The 18,182-nt window shown below is 58.5% G+C and carries 18 protein-coding genes; 5 read left to right on the forward strand and 13 right to left on the reverse strand.

Translation table 11 applies throughout. From position 1 onward, the window contains the following. Positions 1-31: 31 nt before the first annotated feature. Positions 32-625 carry a bifunctional nuclease family protein gene (locus tag QP909_RS05565; RefSeq protein WP_284766459.1) on the forward strand — a complete coding sequence of 198 codons (594 nt, stop codon included), beginning with the start codon at positions 32-34 and terminating at the stop codon, positions 623-625. A gap of 146 nt (positions 626-771) precedes the next feature. Beyond that, positions 772-1,335: a MerR family transcriptional regulator gene (locus QP909_RS05570; RefSeq protein WP_204609122.1), complete on the forward strand. Its 564-nt coding sequence runs from the start codon at positions 772-774 to the stop codon at positions 1,333-1,335. A 284-nt stretch (positions 1,336-1,619) separates the two neighbouring features. Here QP909_RS05570 and QP909_RS05575 read toward each other — a convergent pair whose 3' ends face one another. From QP909_RS05575 to gnd, 4 genes are all read right to left on the reverse strand, one after another. Further along, positions 1,620-2,462, reverse strand: a complete 843-nt coding sequence (locus tag QP909_RS05575; protein ID WP_284766460.1) for a hypothetical protein — start codon at positions 2,460-2,462, stop codon at positions 1,620-1,622. Between the two features lie 40 nt (positions 2,463-2,502). After that, positions 2,503-3,351, reverse strand: coding sequence for a 3-methyladenine DNA glycosylase (locus tag QP909_RS05580; protein ID WP_284766461.1), 849 nt, complete (start codon positions 3,349-3,351; stop codon positions 2,503-2,505). A 19-nt stretch (positions 3,352-3,370) separates the two neighbouring features. Continuing rightward, complete coding sequence (locus QP909_RS05585) at positions 3,371-4,669, reverse strand: DEAD/DEAH box helicase (protein ID WP_284766462.1); 1,299 nt, start codon at positions 4,667-4,669, stop codon at positions 3,371-3,373. A gap of 109 nt (positions 4,670-4,778) precedes the next feature. Next, on the reverse strand, positions 4,779-6,230 hold the full coding sequence (gnd, locus tag QP909_RS05590) for an NADP-dependent phosphogluconate dehydrogenase (protein ID WP_284766463.1): 1,452 nt from the start codon (positions 6,228-6,230) through the stop codon (positions 4,779-4,781). A 59-nt stretch (positions 6,231-6,289) separates the two neighbouring features. Here gnd and QP909_RS05595 point away from each other — a divergent pair, with 59 nt between their 5' ends. Next, positions 6,290-6,736 carry a PaaI family thioesterase gene (locus QP909_RS05595; protein ID WP_239278834.1) on the forward strand — a complete coding sequence of 149 codons (447 nt, stop codon included), beginning with the start codon at positions 6,290-6,292 and terminating at the stop codon, positions 6,734-6,736. Here the strand turns inward: QP909_RS05595 and QP909_RS05600 are convergent. Together QP909_RS05600 and QP909_RS05605 are read right to left on the reverse strand one after the other, a co-directional pair. Then, the gene (locus QP909_RS05600) at positions 6,733-7,899 is read right to left on the reverse strand and encodes a saccharopine dehydrogenase family protein (RefSeq protein ID WP_284766464.1); all 1,167 of its coding nucleotides are present in this window, start codon (positions 7,897-7,899) and stop codon (positions 6,733-6,735) included. The two genes, QP909_RS05595 and QP909_RS05600, sit on opposite strands and share 4 nt — an antisense overlap. A gap of 23 nt (positions 7,900-7,922) precedes the next feature. Further along, a complete protein-coding gene (locus QP909_RS05605; RefSeq protein WP_239278831.1) occupies positions 7,923-8,996 on the reverse strand; it encodes a magnesium and cobalt transport protein CorA in 1,074 nt (357 codons plus the stop codon). 108 nt (positions 8,997-9,104) lie between these two features. Between QP909_RS05605 and QP909_RS05610 the strand changes: the two genes are divergently transcribed. Beyond that, the gene (locus QP909_RS05610; RefSeq protein WP_284766465.1) at positions 9,105-9,707 is read left to right on the forward strand and encodes a class I SAM-dependent methyltransferase; all 603 of its coding nucleotides are present in this window, start codon (positions 9,105-9,107) and stop codon (positions 9,705-9,707) included. Here QP909_RS05610 and QP909_RS05615 read toward each other — a convergent pair. The 4 genes from QP909_RS05615 to QP909_RS05630 form a co-directional block, all read right to left on the reverse strand. Continuing rightward, positions 9,704-11,239: a bifunctional hydroxymethylpyrimidine kinase/phosphomethylpyrimidine kinase gene (locus QP909_RS05615; protein WP_284766466.1), complete on the reverse strand. Its 1,536-nt coding sequence runs from the start codon at positions 11,237-11,239 to the stop codon at positions 9,704-9,706. The genes QP909_RS05610 and QP909_RS05615 overlap by 4 nt on opposite strands. Next, entirely contained in the window at positions 11,232-11,861 is a 630-nt protein-coding gene (thiE, locus tag QP909_RS05620; RefSeq protein ID WP_239278828.1) for a thiamine phosphate synthase, read from the reverse strand. The genes QP909_RS05615 and thiE overlap by 8 nt, the downstream gene beginning before the upstream one ends. Next, on the reverse strand, positions 11,862-12,674 hold the full coding sequence (gene thiM / locus QP909_RS05625) for a hydroxyethylthiazole kinase (protein WP_284766467.1): 813 nt from the start codon (positions 12,672-12,674) through the stop codon (positions 11,862-11,864). 246 nt (positions 12,675-12,920) lie between these two features. Then, positions 12,921-14,264, reverse strand: coding sequence for an NAD(P)/FAD-dependent oxidoreductase (locus tag QP909_RS05630; RefSeq protein ID WP_005324756.1), 1,344 nt, complete (start codon positions 14,262-14,264; stop codon positions 12,921-12,923). Between the two features lie 233 nt (positions 14,265-14,497). Here QP909_RS05630 and QP909_RS05635 point away from each other — a divergent pair, with 233 nt between their 5' ends. Next, positions 14,498-15,811 (forward strand): class I SAM-dependent methyltransferase, encoded by a 1,314-nt coding sequence (locus tag QP909_RS05635; RefSeq protein WP_284766468.1) that lies wholly within the window; start codon positions 14,498-14,500, stop codon positions 15,809-15,811. Here the strand turns inward: QP909_RS05635 and QP909_RS05640 are convergent. The 3 genes from QP909_RS05640 to QP909_RS05650 form a co-directional block, all read right to left on the reverse strand. Continuing rightward, positions 15,808-16,716, reverse strand: a complete 909-nt coding sequence (locus tag QP909_RS05640; protein ID WP_284766469.1) for a Dyp-type peroxidase — start codon at positions 16,714-16,716, stop codon at positions 15,808-15,810. The genes QP909_RS05635 and QP909_RS05640 overlap by 4 nt on opposite strands. Before the next feature lie 582 nt (positions 16,717-17,298). Further along, positions 17,299-17,463 (reverse strand): hypothetical protein, encoded by a 165-nt coding sequence (locus tag QP909_RS05645; protein ID WP_284766470.1) that lies wholly within the window; start codon positions 17,461-17,463, stop codon positions 17,299-17,301. A gap of 14 nt (positions 17,464-17,477) precedes the next feature. Further along, positions 17,478-18,179 carry a YceI family protein gene (locus QP909_RS05650; protein WP_284766471.1) on the reverse strand — a complete coding sequence of 234 codons (702 nt, stop codon included), beginning with the start codon at positions 18,177-18,179 and terminating at the stop codon, positions 17,478-17,480. Positions 18,180-18,182: the final 3 nt, after the last annotated feature.

An 18,182-nucleotide genomic window follows, 5' to 3' on the forward strand; every position in this document is an offset into this window, starting at 1 on the left:
GTAATCCCGCGTTTGTGGGAGAGTGGTATTTATGAGTGATGTATCCCTAGAGTTTCACGGTATCCACCAGGTAGGCCCCGAAGACGATGTGTGCGCTGTGCTGCGCTGGCCGGAAGAGAACCGGTTGATCCCCGTGTGGATCTCCCCGATTGAAGGCATGCAACTAGCTGCCGCTTTAGACGGCCACCAGCCTAATCGTCCCACCTCGCACGATCTTATCTGCGAGGTACTAGAGGGTGCTGGCGGGGTAGAGGCCATTGAAATTGCCAACTACCACCAGGGAACGTTCATGGTAGATATTAAGGCTCCGAACGGAGAGGTTTATGACTCTCGGTTGAGCGACGCACTTGCCGTATCCGAATATTTCCACGTCCCCATTTCAGCCGAGGCGGATCTCCTTGCCCAGGTTTCCGTATATGCCAGTGATGCAGACGTGAAAGAGTACTTCGACCTGGAAATTTCCACCCACGCCGCAGGCGATAATCTACCAGCCAGCGAAAACAATGATTCCTCGACCTCGGCGTCGGGAAATGCCCAGGCAGATGCGGACTTTGAAGCCATGATGAGGTCTTTGGGTATGGAGGAAAAGGATTTCCTATCGGGGGATGACGACGAAAAAAGTTAATGACACGCGTGTGACTAATGGTGACAATGGGGTTGAAGAAGTCTAAAGTTGTACTTGACAGTTGAGCAAGCAGCGCTTGACGGGCGTATGCGCTTGGCTTTTAATTGATCTTTAGAACTTCCAACAAACCCCATTGGAGTAATTACGTGAGCATTAACGAGGACTCCCAGTCCGAATCCACCTACGTACAGGAATCGCTTTTTGACGTCGGACCTGACGAAGAGGTGGGCTACCGCGTTCCCATCGCTTGCCAGGTAGCCGGTATCACCTACCGCCAGCTGGACTATTGGGCACGCACCAACCTGGTCAACCCTTCCATCCGCACGGCGCGCGGCTCCGGCTCCCAGCGCCTGTACTCCTTCAAGGATGTACTGGTGCTCAAGATTGTGAAGCGCCTCCTGGATACCGGCATCTCTCTGCAAAATATCCGATTGGCAGTTGAGTCCCTGCGGGATCGTGGTGTGAATGACCTAGCAGAGCTCACCCTCGTATCCGACGGCACTACCGTTTATGAGTGCCGTTCCAACGATGAGGTCATTGACTTGCTCGCCGGCGGCCAAGGCGTCTTCGGCATTGCAGTTCCGGGCATCTTGAAGGAGCTGTCCGGCACCATTTCTTCCTTCCCTTCGGAGCGCATCGAAGACTTCGCCGAAGACAATGTAGTCGGCCTCGACGAGTTGGCCGCTCGTCGCAAGCGCAAGAGCTCCTAGGCTCGTCCACACAGAATCCACCCTCCTTCCCAGCTCACGGGGAAGCAGGGTGGATTTTTGATCTCTATCGCAATGAGTGCACCATCCAAGACAGCCTATTCCGCGCTGTGTGGCCTCGCGGGATCGAAGTCCAGCCCAGGCTTAGTACCCGAGCCGACTCTGTGTTTATATCTGGTGCAGTGCCCCTAGTTCCGCGGTGTAGGAGAGCACTAGTCACAATAGGCTGACAAGAAAGGCACCGAACGAGGCGTCGTTCGGTGCCATAGGCAAGGAAGAGTTGCGTATTAGACCCCTGCGGCCTGATTAATTGCTCCAGAGACCGTCGCCTCATCGGCTGAGTCAACAGAGGTGAAGCTATCAGCTGCGGACTTCAGTGCGGCATCGACATTGCCTTCACCGACATGAACGACGCTGAGGGAAACGTCCCTGGAGGCGGCGTCTTCAAGAGCGGACGTGAATTGCGCATCATCCATGTCCTGCTCGGTACCAGTAGTTACCACGACCACGCGTGCCTTGTCGCCAGTTCCTGCGGCTTGATCGGCGGCATTGGCGATAGCTGCTACAACGGCGCTGCGTGTTTGTGGAACACCGCCAGTTCCAAAGCCACCGAGCGTTCCGGATACAGCGTTGCCATCACCAAAGCCTAGGTTTTGGCGGAAGCCAACCGTTGCGGTCTCAGAGATAGGCGAGGAGTAGTTCCACAACGAGACTGCCCCGCCGTCAGCGGCTAGGTCAGAAGCAGTGGTGCCCAAGGCTTCGGATACAGGGCCGTACATCGGCGCCATGGCCGAAGATGTATCCAGAAGCAGGAGCGTATTTGCCGCCATCGTCACATCGGCCTTGGGAGCTGCTGCGGAACTCGTCGCTGGAGCGGAGCTCTTCGGGGAAGAACTCTTGGGGGCAGCGGAGGTGGAAGCACTGGAAGCAGCTGTCGTACTGGTCTCCGGTGCGTCTTCGGTGCTGCTTTCCACTGCGGCGGGTGCGGCGGAGTCTTCGCCGTCGTGATTGCCTGCGCCGCGCAAAAGGAAGACCACCAAGGCAATTATGGCCAGTAGCGCGATAATAGCCACCGCAATAACCCATCCCGCTACTGCGAAGCTATTTTTCCCGTTTGAATGCCGTGCCATGTGGTGTCTTCCTCCCAAACAAACTGCCGTTGTTAGTGGCTCATTCTAGCGGGGCAAGTGCTTGATCTATCACAGCGACAAGCCGGTCTCGCAGTGGTTTAGCTGTGAGCGCCAGCGTTCTTTGCCTCGAGACGTACTCGGCCTTGCCCTCAGGGGTCTCGATGGGTACCACGCCAAGTCCCCAATCACGGCAGTCATAAGGAGATGCCTCCATGTCAAGGATGCGCGCTTCAATCGCCAAATCCAGACATTCAAGGAAAAGTTCGCCTGGTACGAGTGGTCCCAGCTTCCAGGCCCACTTATATAGATCCATCGTGACGTGTACGCAGCCTGCCTGGTCATTGTTGGGCTGATCTTCACGATGCAGGACAGTGAGGTTAAGAGGCCGAGCGGGAGGGGTAAAGAACCGGAAAGCATCATAGTGAGAACACTTAATTGAGTGCTCATCGACAACCCGGTTGGTGCCGTCCGCACCGAGCCGCAAGGGCAGCGAATGACGCGGGGAATCCGTGTGGTAGACCATTGCCCATTCATGCAGACCGAAGCAGTCAAAGTGGACCGGATTGGTAGCGGAACGCCGAAGCAGATTGGAGATATAGCGAACCGAGTCACCTCGACGCTCTAGAAAGCTGGCGAGGTCGACGGTGATGCCTTCTGAGGTGGCGTGGTAATCCCGCCATTCAGCGTGCGGAGGAGTGCCTGCTAGCGCAGTTCCTACACCCGGGTGCCAGCGCTTTAGGTGAGAGGGACGTACGGGGTAGTACTCAAAGAGAAAATCGAAAACAGGGTGGTAGCTGCCAGGATGCCGGAAGCGCTCCAAGCGGTCTGTGGCTTGCTTTTCGTGTTCATGCTGTTGAGCACTCCAGTCCTCAGGGCTCAAGATGCGCATGAGCGTTCACCTCCTTGACTTAACGGCGTCGGCGGCGGGCGACTTTGCCGCCCGAGCGGCGGCGTTGAGAGTTGGACTTCTTGACAGATTTCGCCGGTTTCTGGGGCGCGCCCTGCCCGGGTGGGGGAAGGGCAGGGCCATTGGGCTTGCGAGCGCCCGTAATCTCCTTAAGGATCGGTGCGCCAGCAGGATTGTCACGGTGAGAAATATCGTGCTCCGTAGCCGTGACCCCGGCTTTCTTAATGAGAGCGGCTACTTCTTTGCGTTGTTCATCCATGACCAAAGTGATCACGGTACCCGCAGCACCACCGCGTGCCGTGCGGCCGGCGCGATGGAGATAGGCTTTGTGCTCTGCGGGCGGATCGACGTGAACGACGAGTGAAACGTCCGCAATATCGATACCGCGGGCGGCAATATCGGTGGCGACCAACACTGGAATGCTGCCATCGGCGAAGCCTTCGATTGCGCGGGTACGCGCGCCTTGGCCTTTATCGCCATGCAATGGATAAGCGTTGATGCCGGAGCGACGCAATTTCTTGACCTGCCTGTCCACGCCGTGCTTGGTACGCATGAACATGATGGTTTTGCCTTGGCGGGCAGCGATGCGCAGCACCACCTCGTTGCGGGCGGGACGCTCGCCGACGAAAAAGAGGTGATGGGACATGGAATCCACTGCAGCTTGCACCGGGGCTGTGGAGTGGACCACCGGGTCATGGAGGAATTGCTCCACCAGCTTATTGACTTCGCCGTCAAGCGTCGCCGAAAACAGCAAGCGCTGGCCTTGCGCCGGAGTTCGGCGCAGAAGCTTGCGTACCTGGGGCAAAAAGCCCATATCGGCCATCTGATCGGCTTCATCTAGTGCAGTAATCTGGACCGCATCCAAATGCAGCTTGCCCTGGTCAATGAGATCCTGGGCACGGCCAGGGGTAGCAACAAGAACATCAACGGGGCGGGCGAGGGAGCGGATATGGTGATTAATATTTACCCCGCCCACGACAGCGAGCACTCTTAAGCCCAGCGTTGCCGCAGGTTCATCAAGGCGCTGGTGAATTTGAGTAGCCAACTCGCGGGTGGGGGCGAGGATGAGCGCACGGGGATGAGCAGGCTTCGATGCACCTGTTCCGGCAAGGCGGGCGAGCATGGGCAGGCCAAAGGTATAGGTCTTCCCCGACCCGGTAGGGCCGCGGCCGAGTACGTCTTTGCCTGCGAGGGCGTCGGGAATCGCGGCTTTTTGAATAGGAAACGGTTCGGTAATGCCTTGGTTGCGCAGAACGTGCACCAGGCGCTGGGGAAGGCCGAGATCGGCAAAAGTAGTCATCGCTTTCCCATCCTATCGGCAGCGTGTCGGATCGCCGCATTCAACGGGAAAGACCTGCTCGGAAACGTGATTGGGGCCCCGAAGGGCCCCTGAACACGTCACTGCGAATCTAGTCAGTTTGGGTCAGGCTGCGGTCACCGGACCACTCAATGTGGAAGGTGCCCGGCTTGTCGGTGCGCTTGAAGGTGTGGGCGCCGAAGAAATCGCGCTGGCCCTGAATGAGAGCGGCCGGCAGGCGCTCGGCACGCAGGCTGTCGTAGTAGGAGAGGGACGACGCAAATACCGGTGCTGGAAGTCCCAGCTGGGTAGCGGCGACGACCACGCGGCGCCAAGGGTCGATGAGGTCTTCCAGCTCGCCCTTGAAGTAGGGGTCGAGAATGAGGGCGGGCAGGTCCGCATTATTGTCATAGGCTGCGCGGATGCGATCCAGGAACTTGGCGCGGATGATGCAGCCGCCGCGCCAGATGGTTGCTAGATCGCGCGGGTCAACGTCCCAACCGAATTCTTCGGAACCTGCCTTAATCTCGTCAAAGCCCTGGGAGTAGGCAATGAGCTTGGCGGCATAGAGTGCGCGGCGGACATCCTCGATGAACTCAGTCTTGTCCACATCGAGCGCCTTGATGGTGCCGGCGGGAAGCTGGCCTTCTTGTGCGGCGCTGCGCTGCGCGGTGGAGGAGGACAGCGCGCGGGCGAAGACGGATTCGGCAATACCGGTAATCGGAACGCCGAGCTCCAATCCATTGATGGCAGTCCAGCGGCCGGTTCCCTTCTGGCCGGCGGCGTCCACGATGACGTCGACAAGCGGGGCGCCAGTCTCCGGATCCTTTTGGGCCAGAACCTCGGCGGTAATTTCAATGAGGTAGGAATCAAGGTCGCCGGAGTTCCATTCGCGGAATACCTCTGCGATTTCGGCCGGCTCCATGCCTGCGCCATAGCGCAGCAGCTGATAAGCCTCTCCGATGACCTGCATATCGGCGTACTCGATGCCATTGTGGACCATCTTGACAAAGTGGCCGGCGCCGTCGGGACCAATGTGGGTGACACACGGGGTGCCGTCCACATTCGCAGCGATGGACTCAAGAATCGGGCCGAGGGTGTCCCACGACTCCTTGGGGCCGCCGGGCATGATGGAGGGGCCATTGAGCGCGCCCTCCTCGCCGCCGGAGATTCCGGCGCCGACGAAATGCTTGCCGCGGGCGGCTACGTCCTTCTCGCGGCGAATGGTGTCAGTGAACAAGGCATTTCCGCCGTCGATGATGATATCGCCATCATCCATGGCCTCGGCCAGCTGATCGATGACCGCATCGGTGGCCTTGCCAGCCTTGACCATGATGATTGCCTTGCGTGGGCGCTCCAAAGAAGCCACAAAGTCCTCGATGGATTCCGAAGGCACGAAGTTGCCTTCTTCACCGTGGGCCTCAATGAGTGCATGAGTCTTTTCAGGGCTGCGGTTATACACCGCTACGGTATTGCCGTTGCGGGCAAAGTTGCGGGCCAAATTAGAACCCATGACCGCCAATCCCACGACGCCAATCTGAGCAAGTTCATTCTTATCAGTCATGCTGCCTATCCTACGTCACTAGGATGCGAGGCTGGCATCAATGGCTAGGCTGGTGGACTATGTCGGATACGCAGAAACTCAATGACTTGCTCCACCTCGCGCACACGCGAGTGCTCAATGCAGAAGAACTGGAGTCTCTCAATGCCTTAAACGGCGGCCTTGCGGCATTGCTAGGACTGCAGTTCACCTACGTGGGCCCGCGCGAGGCCCGGGCGACACTGCAGGTGCTGCCGGAGCATCACCAGCCCTGGGGAGTAGCCAACGGCGGGTTGTATTGCTCTATCGCAGAAACCGTGGCCTCCATTGCCAGCGTGGCGGCTGCCGACGCCCCCGCGGTCGGCGTCAATAACTCCAGCGACTTTATTCGATCCACAGGTGAGGGCGAGTTAGAAGCCGTGGCTACGCCAGTGCAGCTAGGCGGCCGCACCCATGTGTGGAGCGTCGAGATGCGGCAAGGCCGCGAGCTTATCGCCCGCACCACCTTGCGCACAATGATTCTGCGCTAGTTCACCCGAGCGGCGGTAAAAGACATGCCGTGGGCGGAAAGCCGCTGCAGATAAGGCTTTCCAAGTCCGGTGGCCGGGGTGAGTACGCCGCCTGCGCGGTTAGTACCGGAGCGCGAATCAAGCAAGCAGAGCGCAGCCTGGCTCAGCATCATGGCGGTGACTTCATAGCCTGGGTCGCCTTGTGCTGACACAGTTGCTCGCCAGCGTTCGCCATCTTCGGTAATGCCGTGGTGGCTGACTTGGAAATGCGCACCGCGAGGTCCGGGTGTGGGCAGAACCTTTTCCACCAGCGGGCGCAGGCGCGACTGAGTGCCATCAAAAAGTATCTTGGTGGCGAGCGCCAGCCCATAGGCGCGTGCGCGACCGAGAAGACCGGTGCCAGCCCACCATGCTTCCTTGTAAAACAGGCGTGTGCCCCACGCGCGCCCCAGCAGAGCGTTAGAGCGGCGCACCACGCGGGTATTGAACATGGACATGAAAAAGGGGCCTACCCAGCCCACGCCGTCGAGCTCTTTAATTTCGAAGTCCTTCTGGAGGCCGTCTAAGCGTGGCCCGGCCTTGGGATCCGGGTCCAGTGAGTAAGGATTGTGCAGGTTGCGGGCTACCTCTTTATCCGCGTGCGCAGCATGCGAGACCTGCAGGGAAGACTCGATGGTGCCCGGAGAGATTCCGCCTTTGAGCTTGTCGACGACCATCTGTACTCGTGCAAACGGCTTTCCTGCCGCCTGGTAGAGATTGAGCATGCCAATATCTGAGGGCACGGAATCAAAGCCGCAGGAGTGAACGATGCGCGCACCCGTGGATTGGGCGGTGGCGTGGTGGGAATCGATGCTGCGGCGAATAAAGGGAACCTCACCGCAGAGGTCAACATAGTCCACGCCATGGCGCGCGCAGGCGGCAACGACGTGGCCGCCATACAGGCTGTAGGGGCCGACCACGGTGATGAGCACCTTGGTACCTTCCACCATGCGCTCCACAGCGGCGGCATCATCGGCGGCGGCGATGGCGATGTCCCAGTGCGGATTGAGTTCATCGCGCAGCGTGGCTAGCACCGGTCGGTTCCGGCCGGCCAGAGTCACAGAGGGCGCGTTAATCGAGGCAAGGTAGCGCGCCACCAATTGGCCGACCAGCCCGGTAGCGCCATAAACAGTGATATCGCTCATAGCGCACCAGCGTACCGGAGGGATTAGAGCCAGTGGTTCTTTCGGAACCAAGCCCACAGGCCCACAACGACCAAGATCATGATGATAATCGCCATGGGGTATCCCAGCGCCCAGTGTAGCTCCGGCATAATGTCGAAGTTCATGCCGTAGATACCCGCCACCAGGGTAGGCGCGGCCCACATGCCTACGACCGCGGAAATGGTGCGCATATCCGAGTTCTGTTGCATCGTTACCTTGGCTACCGAGGCGTCGATAAGCGAGGTAAGGCGCTCATCGAAGCTGGATACTTGGTCCTTGACCACGAGCTCATGGTCGTTGACATCGCGCAGGTAGGAGCGCAGTTGCTTTGAAATTAGATCCTTGTGGTCAGAGACCATGGATTTCAGTGCCACCGAAAGTGGGTCAATGGCATGCTTCATCTCCAGCACCTCACGCTTGAACATGTAGATGCGGTCTACATCAAACTTGAGGTTCGGGGTAAAGATTTCTTCTTCCAGCTCATCGACCTCGATACTGATAAGGCGGGAAATCTCCGAGTAGCGGTCCACCATCATATCCAGGATCTTCCAGGCCATGGCCACTGGGCCGAGCTCCACCAGGTCCTGCTCATCTTCCACCGTATATGCCAGGTTGGGTAGCTTTGCCCCGTGGCGGACGGTGATGATGAAGTTGGAGCCCATAATCATCTGGATCTCGCCGGTAGAAATGATCTGGCGCTTATCCGTGACCTCGTCATGATCGCGGTAGTTCACCGAACGCGCGACCACGAAGAGCTGATCATCGTAGCGTTCGAGCTTAGGGCGTTGATGGGCCATAACGGCGTCTTCTACGATGAGTTCGTGGATGCCAAACTGGGAGGCCACTTTGGTCATCTGGGACTCGTAGGGCTCATGCAGGCCCACCCAAATAAATCCGCGGCCGTATTCCTCAATGGCTTCCAGAGCGGAGCTGGTGGAATACTCCCCGGGAAGCGCCTCGCCATCCACAAAGACGCGGCAATGTTCGATGGCGCGCTCCGGTGGTACCAGCAGGGAAGTGGGCTTACTAGGAGGCTCGGGTTTCTTGCGGCCCCTAAAGGGTGAAGGTACGGATGGCATCTTTTCAGCCTCCTTTGCGCGGTAGTGCGGATATTTTCCCAATGGGCAGGCGGCGATTTTACGCAGCGGGTAAATCTTACACCGAAGCCGGGTAATATAATCGAATCTATGCCTACGTGGAAAGAAGTAACCGAAGCTAATCCCGAGCACTCCCATAACTTTGCTCGCAAATGGAAGGTGCTGGCTGCACAGGGTAAAGACATCAATGGCGAGGCCCGGCTTATCGACGCCATGGTGGAGCGCAACTCCACCATCCTCGATGCCGGCTGTGGCACCGGCCGCGTCGGCGGCGAGCTGCTTCGCCGTGGCCATAGCGTTGTAGGCGTCGACGTAGACCCCATTCTCATCGAGCACGCTGAGCACGATTTCCCAGAGGGGCAATGGTTCGTGGGAGACCTGTGCGAGGAAGAGGTGCCAGAAGGTCCCTTTGATATCGCCGTGTCTGCCGGCAATGTCATGGGCTTTCTAGCAAAGGAAGGCCGCGAGCCCGCTCTGCGCAATATCTATAATTCTCTCAAGCCCGGTGGTCGCCTCGTCACCGGCTTCGGCGAGGGCCGTGGCTGGGAATTTTCTGATTTCCTCGACATGGCGCAGAAGGTGGGCTACCGAGTCGACTTCACTTTCTCCTCGTGGGACATGAAGCTCTTCTCGGAGCATTCCACCTTCTTAGTAGCCGTTCTTTCGCGCCCTGGGTCGGACTTGCTGGCCTAAAAGCGCCTATCGGCTTGGTCGAAGAAGTCGACCTCATGGTGGCTGGCGGTGATATAGGCGCGCTCGGCCCGGAGGCGGGTGCACTCATCCGCCCCGGCGAGGGCTTGTTCGACGATGTCGAGGCTCGCGCGAACCCCGTTAAGGAAGTCCTCGCCGCCGTACATGGAAAGCCACGAGTGATAGGGGTGCTCAGGGGAATCAAATTCAGCAAGGTGGAGGCCTACCTCTGCATACAGCCAATAGCAGGGCAGTACCGCCGCAGCACCTACCACGTAATCATCCGTATGCGTCGAGCGGATGAGGAAATCCGTATAGGCGCTAGTAACCCGGGAGGCTGCGGTCGTGATATCGCTCTCGAGCCAGCCCCGGTGCAGCTCGGCCTCCACCGCCAAGCAATCATGCGCTCCCTCAGCCCAGTGCAGTTGCTGTGCCGCTTCCGGGGCTTGGCTGGCGAGGCGAGCCAATGCCTTGGAATAAGCATTCAGATACTGGGCATCTTGGTCGAGGTAGAAGCCAAAGGCATCCTTTTCCAACGCTCCCGTGCCCAAGGCCCGAATAAAGGGCAGTGCCTTGATAGCCTCCCAGTGATCCCCGGCTAGGTTCCACAGGCGTTGCGTGTGTGGGCCGACTGCGGGAACGCGGGGCTGGTCGACGCTTTCCGGTTCTACCAGCTTGCCGGATAAGTACGGCTGGGGCAGGGTAGAGGCCGCCTGCATGAGACGCTGCGAGCGGTGCAGATGGTCCACGGGTCCGTGTCCCTTGCCCACGTGAAGCGCATCCGCATTAGCAATCGCCTCGTGCAGCCATTGGGTGGACCACGCCAGAGCTGCCGCGGGGCTATCGCCGGCTCCCAGGCGGGTGGCTAGGGCAGAAGAAAGGGAACAGCCAGTTCCGTGCGTATTCTTCGTGTCCACTCGGCTTGCGGCAACGCGGTGTACCAACCCATCCGCATTGACCACCGCATTGTCGGCGATGTCGGCATGAAGGTGCCCGCCCTTGACGACGACCGCGGTATTAGCAGCCTTTGCCCACTCCTTTGCCGTGGCAATCGCCTCTTCTAGGTCGCTCGCCTCGTCCGTCTGGGTAAGGACTGCCAATTCCTTCAAGTTCGGGGTGATGAGATCCACCTGGGAGCAGAGATCGCGCACGGCCTGTTCTGCTTCCTTCTCCAGCAGGCGATCTCCGCTGGTAGCAACCATTACCGGATCAAGTACCACGGGGACATCGTCCGGCAGGCGCCGCAGGAAGTCTGCGACCTTGGCGGTAATGGCGGCGTCGGCAAGCATGCCAATCTTTACCGCATCAATCTCCACATCGTCGATGACGGAGTCTAGCTGCTCCTGCAGAAAGTCCACCGGTGGTATGTGGACGCTGCGAACACCCTGAGTGTTTTGAGCCACCAACGCCGTCACGACGCTCATACCGTAGCCGCCTGCGGCAGAGATGGATTTCAAATCGGCTTGAATGCCGGCTCCGCCGGTGGGATCAGTACCGGCAATGGACAGTACTCGGGGATAGATCCCTTTAGCCATGGAAAGCCTCCTTAAGGTGGGCGGCGGCTGTTGCGGGGTCATCGGCCGCCATGATGTCGCTGACTACGCAAATTCCTGCAAACTCGCTGCCCGCCAGTTCGTGCGCATTATGGGTCTTGATTCCGCCGATGGCGACGGACGCGATGCCACGCTCACGTGCGGCGCGAGCGAGTGCTGCGGCCGCAACCGTACCCATGCCGGCTGGGGCGTTTTTCTTCGTTGCAGTCGAATGCACGGGCCCGATGCCGATGACATCTGGGCGCGCATCGTCCGCAATAGCAGCAAGCTCCTCGTGACTGCCGATGGATAAGCCAATAAGCTGTCCCTCACCCAGCTTCTCCCGGGCCTCGCGAAAAGCCATATCATCCTGCCCAATGTGCAGGTGGCAGCCGAGTTTTGCGGCCACCTCTACGCGGTCATTGATGAATAGCGGGACATCGCCCAGTACGCCAAGCAATTCGCGTGCGGTGCGCTCGATCTGTTCATCGCTAGCTTCCTTGTCCCGGAGCTGGACAACGGTAACACCGCCGCGTACAGCTTCCTGCACGATGGAAACCACGTTGTCTCGCCCGCCAGCCAGATCTGGATCGGTGACCAGGTAGAGCGTCCAGTCAATAGACACTTAAACCTCCTCTAGGTCAGTGAGCTTGACCAGGCCCTCGATATCCGCGGTCGGAACATCGTAGAGCGCATCCAGCCAAGCAACGGCAAAGGAGCCGGGGGCGTGGTGCTTTTCGGCGGCCACGCTACCTGCTGCGCCAACGTGCGCGTGGGCGGCGATGATCGCTTCGAAAGGATCCTCCCACGCGGCCAGATATGCGGCGCAGATAGCACCGAGGGAACAGCCAGTACCGATGACGTTTTGGAGCATCGGGTGCCCTGATTCGAGGTAGACGGCACGCGTTGTATCGCCGACATGGACGATAAGATCCCGCGGGCCGGAAATAGCCACGACGGCGCCGGTATCCCGGGAAAGTGCTACTGCCGAGTCCAAGGCGGCTTCCACGCCATCGGTAGATTCGACGCCACGGCCGCCTTCCCCGGTACCTGCGAGGGCGATGATTTCTGATGCGTTGCCACGAATTGCGCCCGGGCCAAGTGGCAGCACTTCGCGCATGAATTCGGTGCGTTGGCTCAGGCCGCCGGCACCTACCGGATCGAGTACCCAAGGGGTTTGCGCGGACCTCGCCCCAGCGATGGCCTCGCGCATGCCGCCGTATTGCTCGGAGCTGGGCGTGCCGCAATTGATGAGTACGCCGCTGGCTACCTGCGCGAATTCGCGCGATTCCTCCGGCGTATCGACCATCGCCGGGCTAGCCCCGATGGCCAGCAGGGCATTGGCGGTGACGTTACTGACGACCTTATTGGTCAAACATTGAATAAGCGGCGTGGACTCGCGCACAGCGTCGTGTGCGCGCAGAAAAGCATAATCCACAACTATCCCTTCGCTAGTTCTAACTGAGTGCAGGTTCGATGGGTATTTCTCAGCCGCACCATGTGCGGCACCCCATGTTGCGTGTCTTAGCCTAACAAAGGTCACGGAAACTATGTGAGAAAATCGGCGTTCGGTCGCCCCAGTAGTGGAATCGCTGGCGCTAGCAACGGGTAGCCCGGGAAGATAAAAATCGCCGCCCAGAGCCTGCTTTGCAGCAGGTGGGGCGGCGATGCGAGCGAGGAGGTATTACTTCTCGTTCTTGTTAATGATATTGCGTGCGATGCGCTGCTGGGTGGTGATCTCCAGATTGCCGCGATCGCGGGAGAGGATATTGGTTGCCCAGTTAACCAGCACGGCCAAGCGGCTACGCAGACCAATAACGTAGGTCAGGTGCAGGCCAAGCCATGCTACCCAACCGGCAAAGCCACCGAACTCGGTCTTGCCCAGCTTAACGACGGCGTTGAAGCGCTTGACGATGGCCATGGAGCCCTTGTCAAAGTAGTCGAAGGCTTCCTTCTCATTAGCGGTAGATTCCTCGTCCACCTTGGCCTGAATGAGCTTAGCGACGTGCGCGCCGCCCTGGATTGCAACCTGTGCCAGACCCGGCAGGCGGTTGAGGGAGATCATGTCACCGACCATGTAGACGTTATTGTGCTCGCCCACGGTCAGGTCCTCGTTCACGGAGACGCGACCTGCGCGGTCTGCCTCGACGCCAGCCTGCTCTGCAACCATCTTGCCCAGTGGGGAAGCGGCCACACCAGCAGACCAGATCTTGGTAGCACCCGTCAGAGTGGTCTCCTCCTCGGTCTTCATGTCCTTGTAGGTGACGGTGTCCGCGGTTACATCGGTCACCATAGCGTTCAGGTGCACCTGTACGCCTTCCTTTTCCAAGGTGCGCTGAGCCTTGCGGCCTAGGCGCTTACCAAATGGCGGCAGTACCTGTGGGGCGCCATCGAGCAGGTAAATCTTGGCAGAGGTGGTGCCGTAGTTGGAGTAGACATCGTTGAGGGTACGGTTTGCCAATTCGGCAATCTGGCCGGTGAGCTCAACGCCGGTTGGGCCAGCACCAACGATGATGAAGGTGAGCAGGCGCTCGCGCTCTGCGGGGTCGTCGGTAAGCTCAGCCTTTTCAAACGCCGAGATGATGCGAGAGCGCAGCTCCAAAGCATCGTCCAAGGTCTTCATGCCTGGGGCGAATTCAGCGAAGTGGTCGTTGCCAAAGTAGGACTGACCGGAACCTGCGGCGACAACCAGGGAGTCATAAGCATAGGTGCGGGAGAACTCGTCCTGCTCGGCGGTCACCGTCTGATCCGCCAGATTGATATCAGTTACCTCAGCGTTGACGAAGTGGACGTTGTCCTGATCGCGCAGCAGCTGGCGGGTGGAAGGGGCAACCTCACCGGCAGAAATCATGCCGGTTGCTACCTGGTACAGCATCGGCTGGAACAGGTGGTGGTTCTTCTTATCGATGAGGGTGATTTCCACATCGGCGTTCTTCAGCTTCTGAACGGTGTTGAGACCACCGAAGCCGGCGCCAACCACGACGACGTGGTGGCGGCCACCGTTGGGGCGATAAGGGGTATCAGTCATGGATTTAATGCTACCTTCCTTAAGAAAGCTAATGTTTAGTACCCATACAGTCTAAACACTTCAAACAGAACGCGCATACTTAATGACTGATAAACTTCCGCCGCTGCGTTGCAGATTCCGCGGGAAGAACCGGCGCGGCTGTGCGGAGCGCCTAAACCGGGGTGCGCACAAAGCTGACTAAGGTTGTTCCGGATAGTGACTTCCTCCGCCCACCAAGGAGCGCACCTGGCATTATGTCTTTTACCCGCCCTGAGCATTTGAGCTCTATCGATGCAGAATCCTGGCCCAATGTGGCTACGGTTCCCGCACCTCGTTGGCCTGGAATGAAAGCCCGCCGGGCAGAGGCTGAATTTGCCAAGGCCTGCGATGATGCCGGACTAGAACTAGACCTCGAAGCCGAAGGCGGACCAGATCTCAAGGTGGGGCATGATGCCTTGTTTGAGCGCATTGCCGCTAGCGGTTGGCTGGGATTTGCGGAAAGTTATATGGCAGGAGAGTGGACCGTTACCTCTTCCTCGCAGCTAGTAAAGGTGCTCGGCCGCCTATTGGGAGTGGGTTACCTTCCCAAAGCCAAGATGCTAGGTGCTGGTAAGTCGGAGCCAGGGGAGCTGCCGCTGGAATTGGTTCGGCTTTATGCCGGCGATGGATTAAGCCATGTAGGTGGGATATTTTCCAGTGGTGTACCGACCACCATTAGGGAAACGGTGGAAAGCTATAGCCCCAAGGCCGGCCGCAAGGAACCGAAGAGCCACTTCGTCGATGTCACGACGCTGAGTGAGCCCACAAGTGTGGACAGGGATGATCTGGGAGATGCACAGCGCCGCGCAGCGGATTGGCTGCTAGACGCTACCCGTACCGGCGCCGGAACCCACCTGTTGGTGTACCCGGCTGCCGGAATGCAGCCCGCGATGCGGGCGACTAAGCGGCGCGCTACAGTGGACGTTTTGACAAGTGATGTGGACCAAATGAGCCACATGCGCGAGGCCCTCGTATTCGAGGGAGCAGACGATTCCATCCATGTCGAGCGCATTCCCGGCGTCGTCCCGAACCCCAAGCAGTGGCACGGGCACTATGACGCCATCGTCACCGTAGAAAAGGTAGAACAACTCAGCGCTAGTGAGCGCAAGGAGTACATCCGCGCAGTCGACCGCTTCTTGACACCTAATGGCCGGGCAGGAATCCAGTCCATCGTGGCGACCGAGTCGATGACTGAGGCCGGTAGGGCCTCGCTTCAGGCTTTGCGAGCCTATGTGTGGCCAGGGTTGGACTATCCGCTCACCACCGAGATGCACCAGCTAGTAGATAAGAACTCCAACCTGCGCATCGTGTCCGAAACACACGTGGGCACCCATTACCTGGAGTCCCTGCGTCAGCAGCGATCCTTTTTTGATGGACACCTACGGGAGGCAGCGGCCGCTGGATTCGACCCAGTCTTCCGCCGCTTGTGGACCTTCCAATTTGCCCTCCGCGAGGCCCTTATGACGCTCGGGATGATTGACTCGGTGCAATTTGGGTTGGCCCACCGCAACCGCGGGGGCCGGCGTTAGGCCGGCGGCAGTTCGTCGAAGTTCTTCATCAGATCCGCGCTGGGCACAAAGAAATTGGTGCCTGTAAGCGCGGTGGAAAAGTCCAAGATGCGGTCGTAGTTTCCCTCCGGCTTGCCAATGAACATATTGCGCAGGCGCTCCATGACGTTTTCTGGGTCCTTGGCATAGCCGATGAAGTAAGTGCCCATCTCACCCGCAGCGAAAGAGCCAAAGACCATGTTCTCGCGGTAAATATCTTCCTCAAGGTCATTGAGGGCTACGTGAGAATTAGTGGGCTTGGTATCGTCATCCAACTCGATATCGTCGGCCTTGGTGCGGCCGATGACCTTTTCTTGCTCCTCGGTGCTCAGCTCGTTCCACTTGGCTAGGTCGTGGATATATTTTTGGACGGTGACATAGGAGCCACGGGGGTAATCGGCGTCGTCGCCAAGGAGCACGGTATCTAAAGCCTCTTCGGCGAGGGGATTGGCGGTGCCATCCACAAAGCCCAGCAAGTCGCGCTGGTCTAAGTACTTGAAACCTTGGGTCTCATCGATAACCCTGGCGGCATCGCCCAGCCGATCCAATACCTGGCGGGCCATCTCATGGCACAGGTCATAGTTATTTGCACGGAAGTGGAGAAGAATATCGCCTGGCGTGGCCGGGGCCTTATGCGCGGCGTCAATTGCCTCAAATTCCTTCAGGCGTTCGGGCATAGGTGCACTGGTCAAACGTGGCCACATGGAGGCACCAATGCCGACTACGGTATAAAGTTCGCCTTCGTTATAGCGGAAATTGACGGACTTAAACAGTCCGGCAAACCCCGTGAGCATATCGCGGGTGGCTTGCTCACCGCCGTCCTTGATCTCAAGGACAAGAAAGAGAGCTGCGCGGGAAGGCTTATCTACTACGTGCTGAATTGTCATGGTGCCAATTTTACGCACTCGTCTGCCTTTCAGGACGCCAGCGGGGTGGGATTGCCCCTTGGTGGAGGCCATCTCAGGACCGCGACAGCAAGCCATGTACGACGATAGAGCAACGAGAGGGAACCGCACTCATCTTTAAAATGACATAATGTACATTATCGGACATTTACAGATATCCGAAGGCCACCGTGTGTCGCTCCCATATGCGCCCGAGTGCTAACTCATCTTTCCAGCCCATCTATTGGGCCCCGGTTCAGCTTCCTTCAATTTCCGCGCGATGTTACGGCGCTTTGCTTGGCGACGCCCCGCGGTCTCCGCCGCGCCATGCACCGGCCGCCAGACTCAGGCCCAGGTATGGATTCCGGCTGTAGCTCATTAGGGCTCGGGTTTACGACAGCGGGCCCCATCAGTCTTTCGGGACTTCTTCATTCAGCGGCCAACCGTTATTGGCGGCGTATCGCTCGGCGACCGAAAAGCTGATATCGGGCAAAAATATGCTCTTCTAGTGGGGTCAACTACACCACTATATAACGTCACATTGACGTTATTCGGGGAAGTTCCCTCAACGCCGTGAAGGTCTCATTAGCGATTCCGGTAAGCGCTCCACAGCTGCCAGATAGTCAACAGCGCCAAAAGAATCGAGATGGCCACAATGACCCACATCTGTTGAACGGCTACGAAAATGGTAAACCCGATGACGACGACGAGGCGCAGCCACATAAACGGGATAATCTGACGGGAATTCACAGGCTAGGCCCTCGCTAGTTCTTCTCGAAGGAAATGCGGAGATTTACTTCGCCCTTTTCCTCGACCTTCGCGGCGAGCATCTCCGGGGTCTCTACGCCGTAATCAAGGCGATCAACTGGCACGGTGCCGCCGATAACGATCTGGTCTCCATCGCGAAGGACGTCAAACTCTTGAGTGATCTCGTGCGTCTTATTCTTGATCGTCAGATCGCCGGTGAGCTCAACCTTGCCAATGGTGCCGTCATCCGGGACGTCGGCAAGCGAGGCCGGCTTAGTCAGCTCAAAAGAAGACTCCGGGAAAAGCTGGGTCTCAAAGAGCTTGGACTTCATGTTCTGGTCGCGGACCTTCTTATCCGTGGTCAGCTCGTCCATATCAACGGTGACCGTGGCTGTTTTCAGGGTGGAATCAGAAATATCCGCCTGGCCGGTTACCTCCGTGGTGGATCCCGATGTGGTGGTCCTTTCCGCAGGTAGAACCTCATTAAAGGTAAAACCAACCGAGGTATGATTATTAGCACGGCCCTTGGCTACCTCCCAGGTGCCATCGAGCTCCGTTGATGCGGCCTTTACGCCGTCGGCAGAAACTGGTTCGGTCTTTACTCCGGCGCCCTTGAGGAGCGAATACACCATCGGGCCAATGGCCACGGCGGTGAGCAACACAATCAGCACCACAAAGATGGTGATGACGAGCTTGCGGTTATAAAAAAGCTTTTTCATCTT

The organism is Corynebacterium sp. MSK195 (assembly GCF_030228885.1).
In the GTDB taxonomy this organism is placed as follows: Bacteria; Actinomycetota; Actinomycetes; order Mycobacteriales; family Mycobacteriaceae; genus Corynebacterium.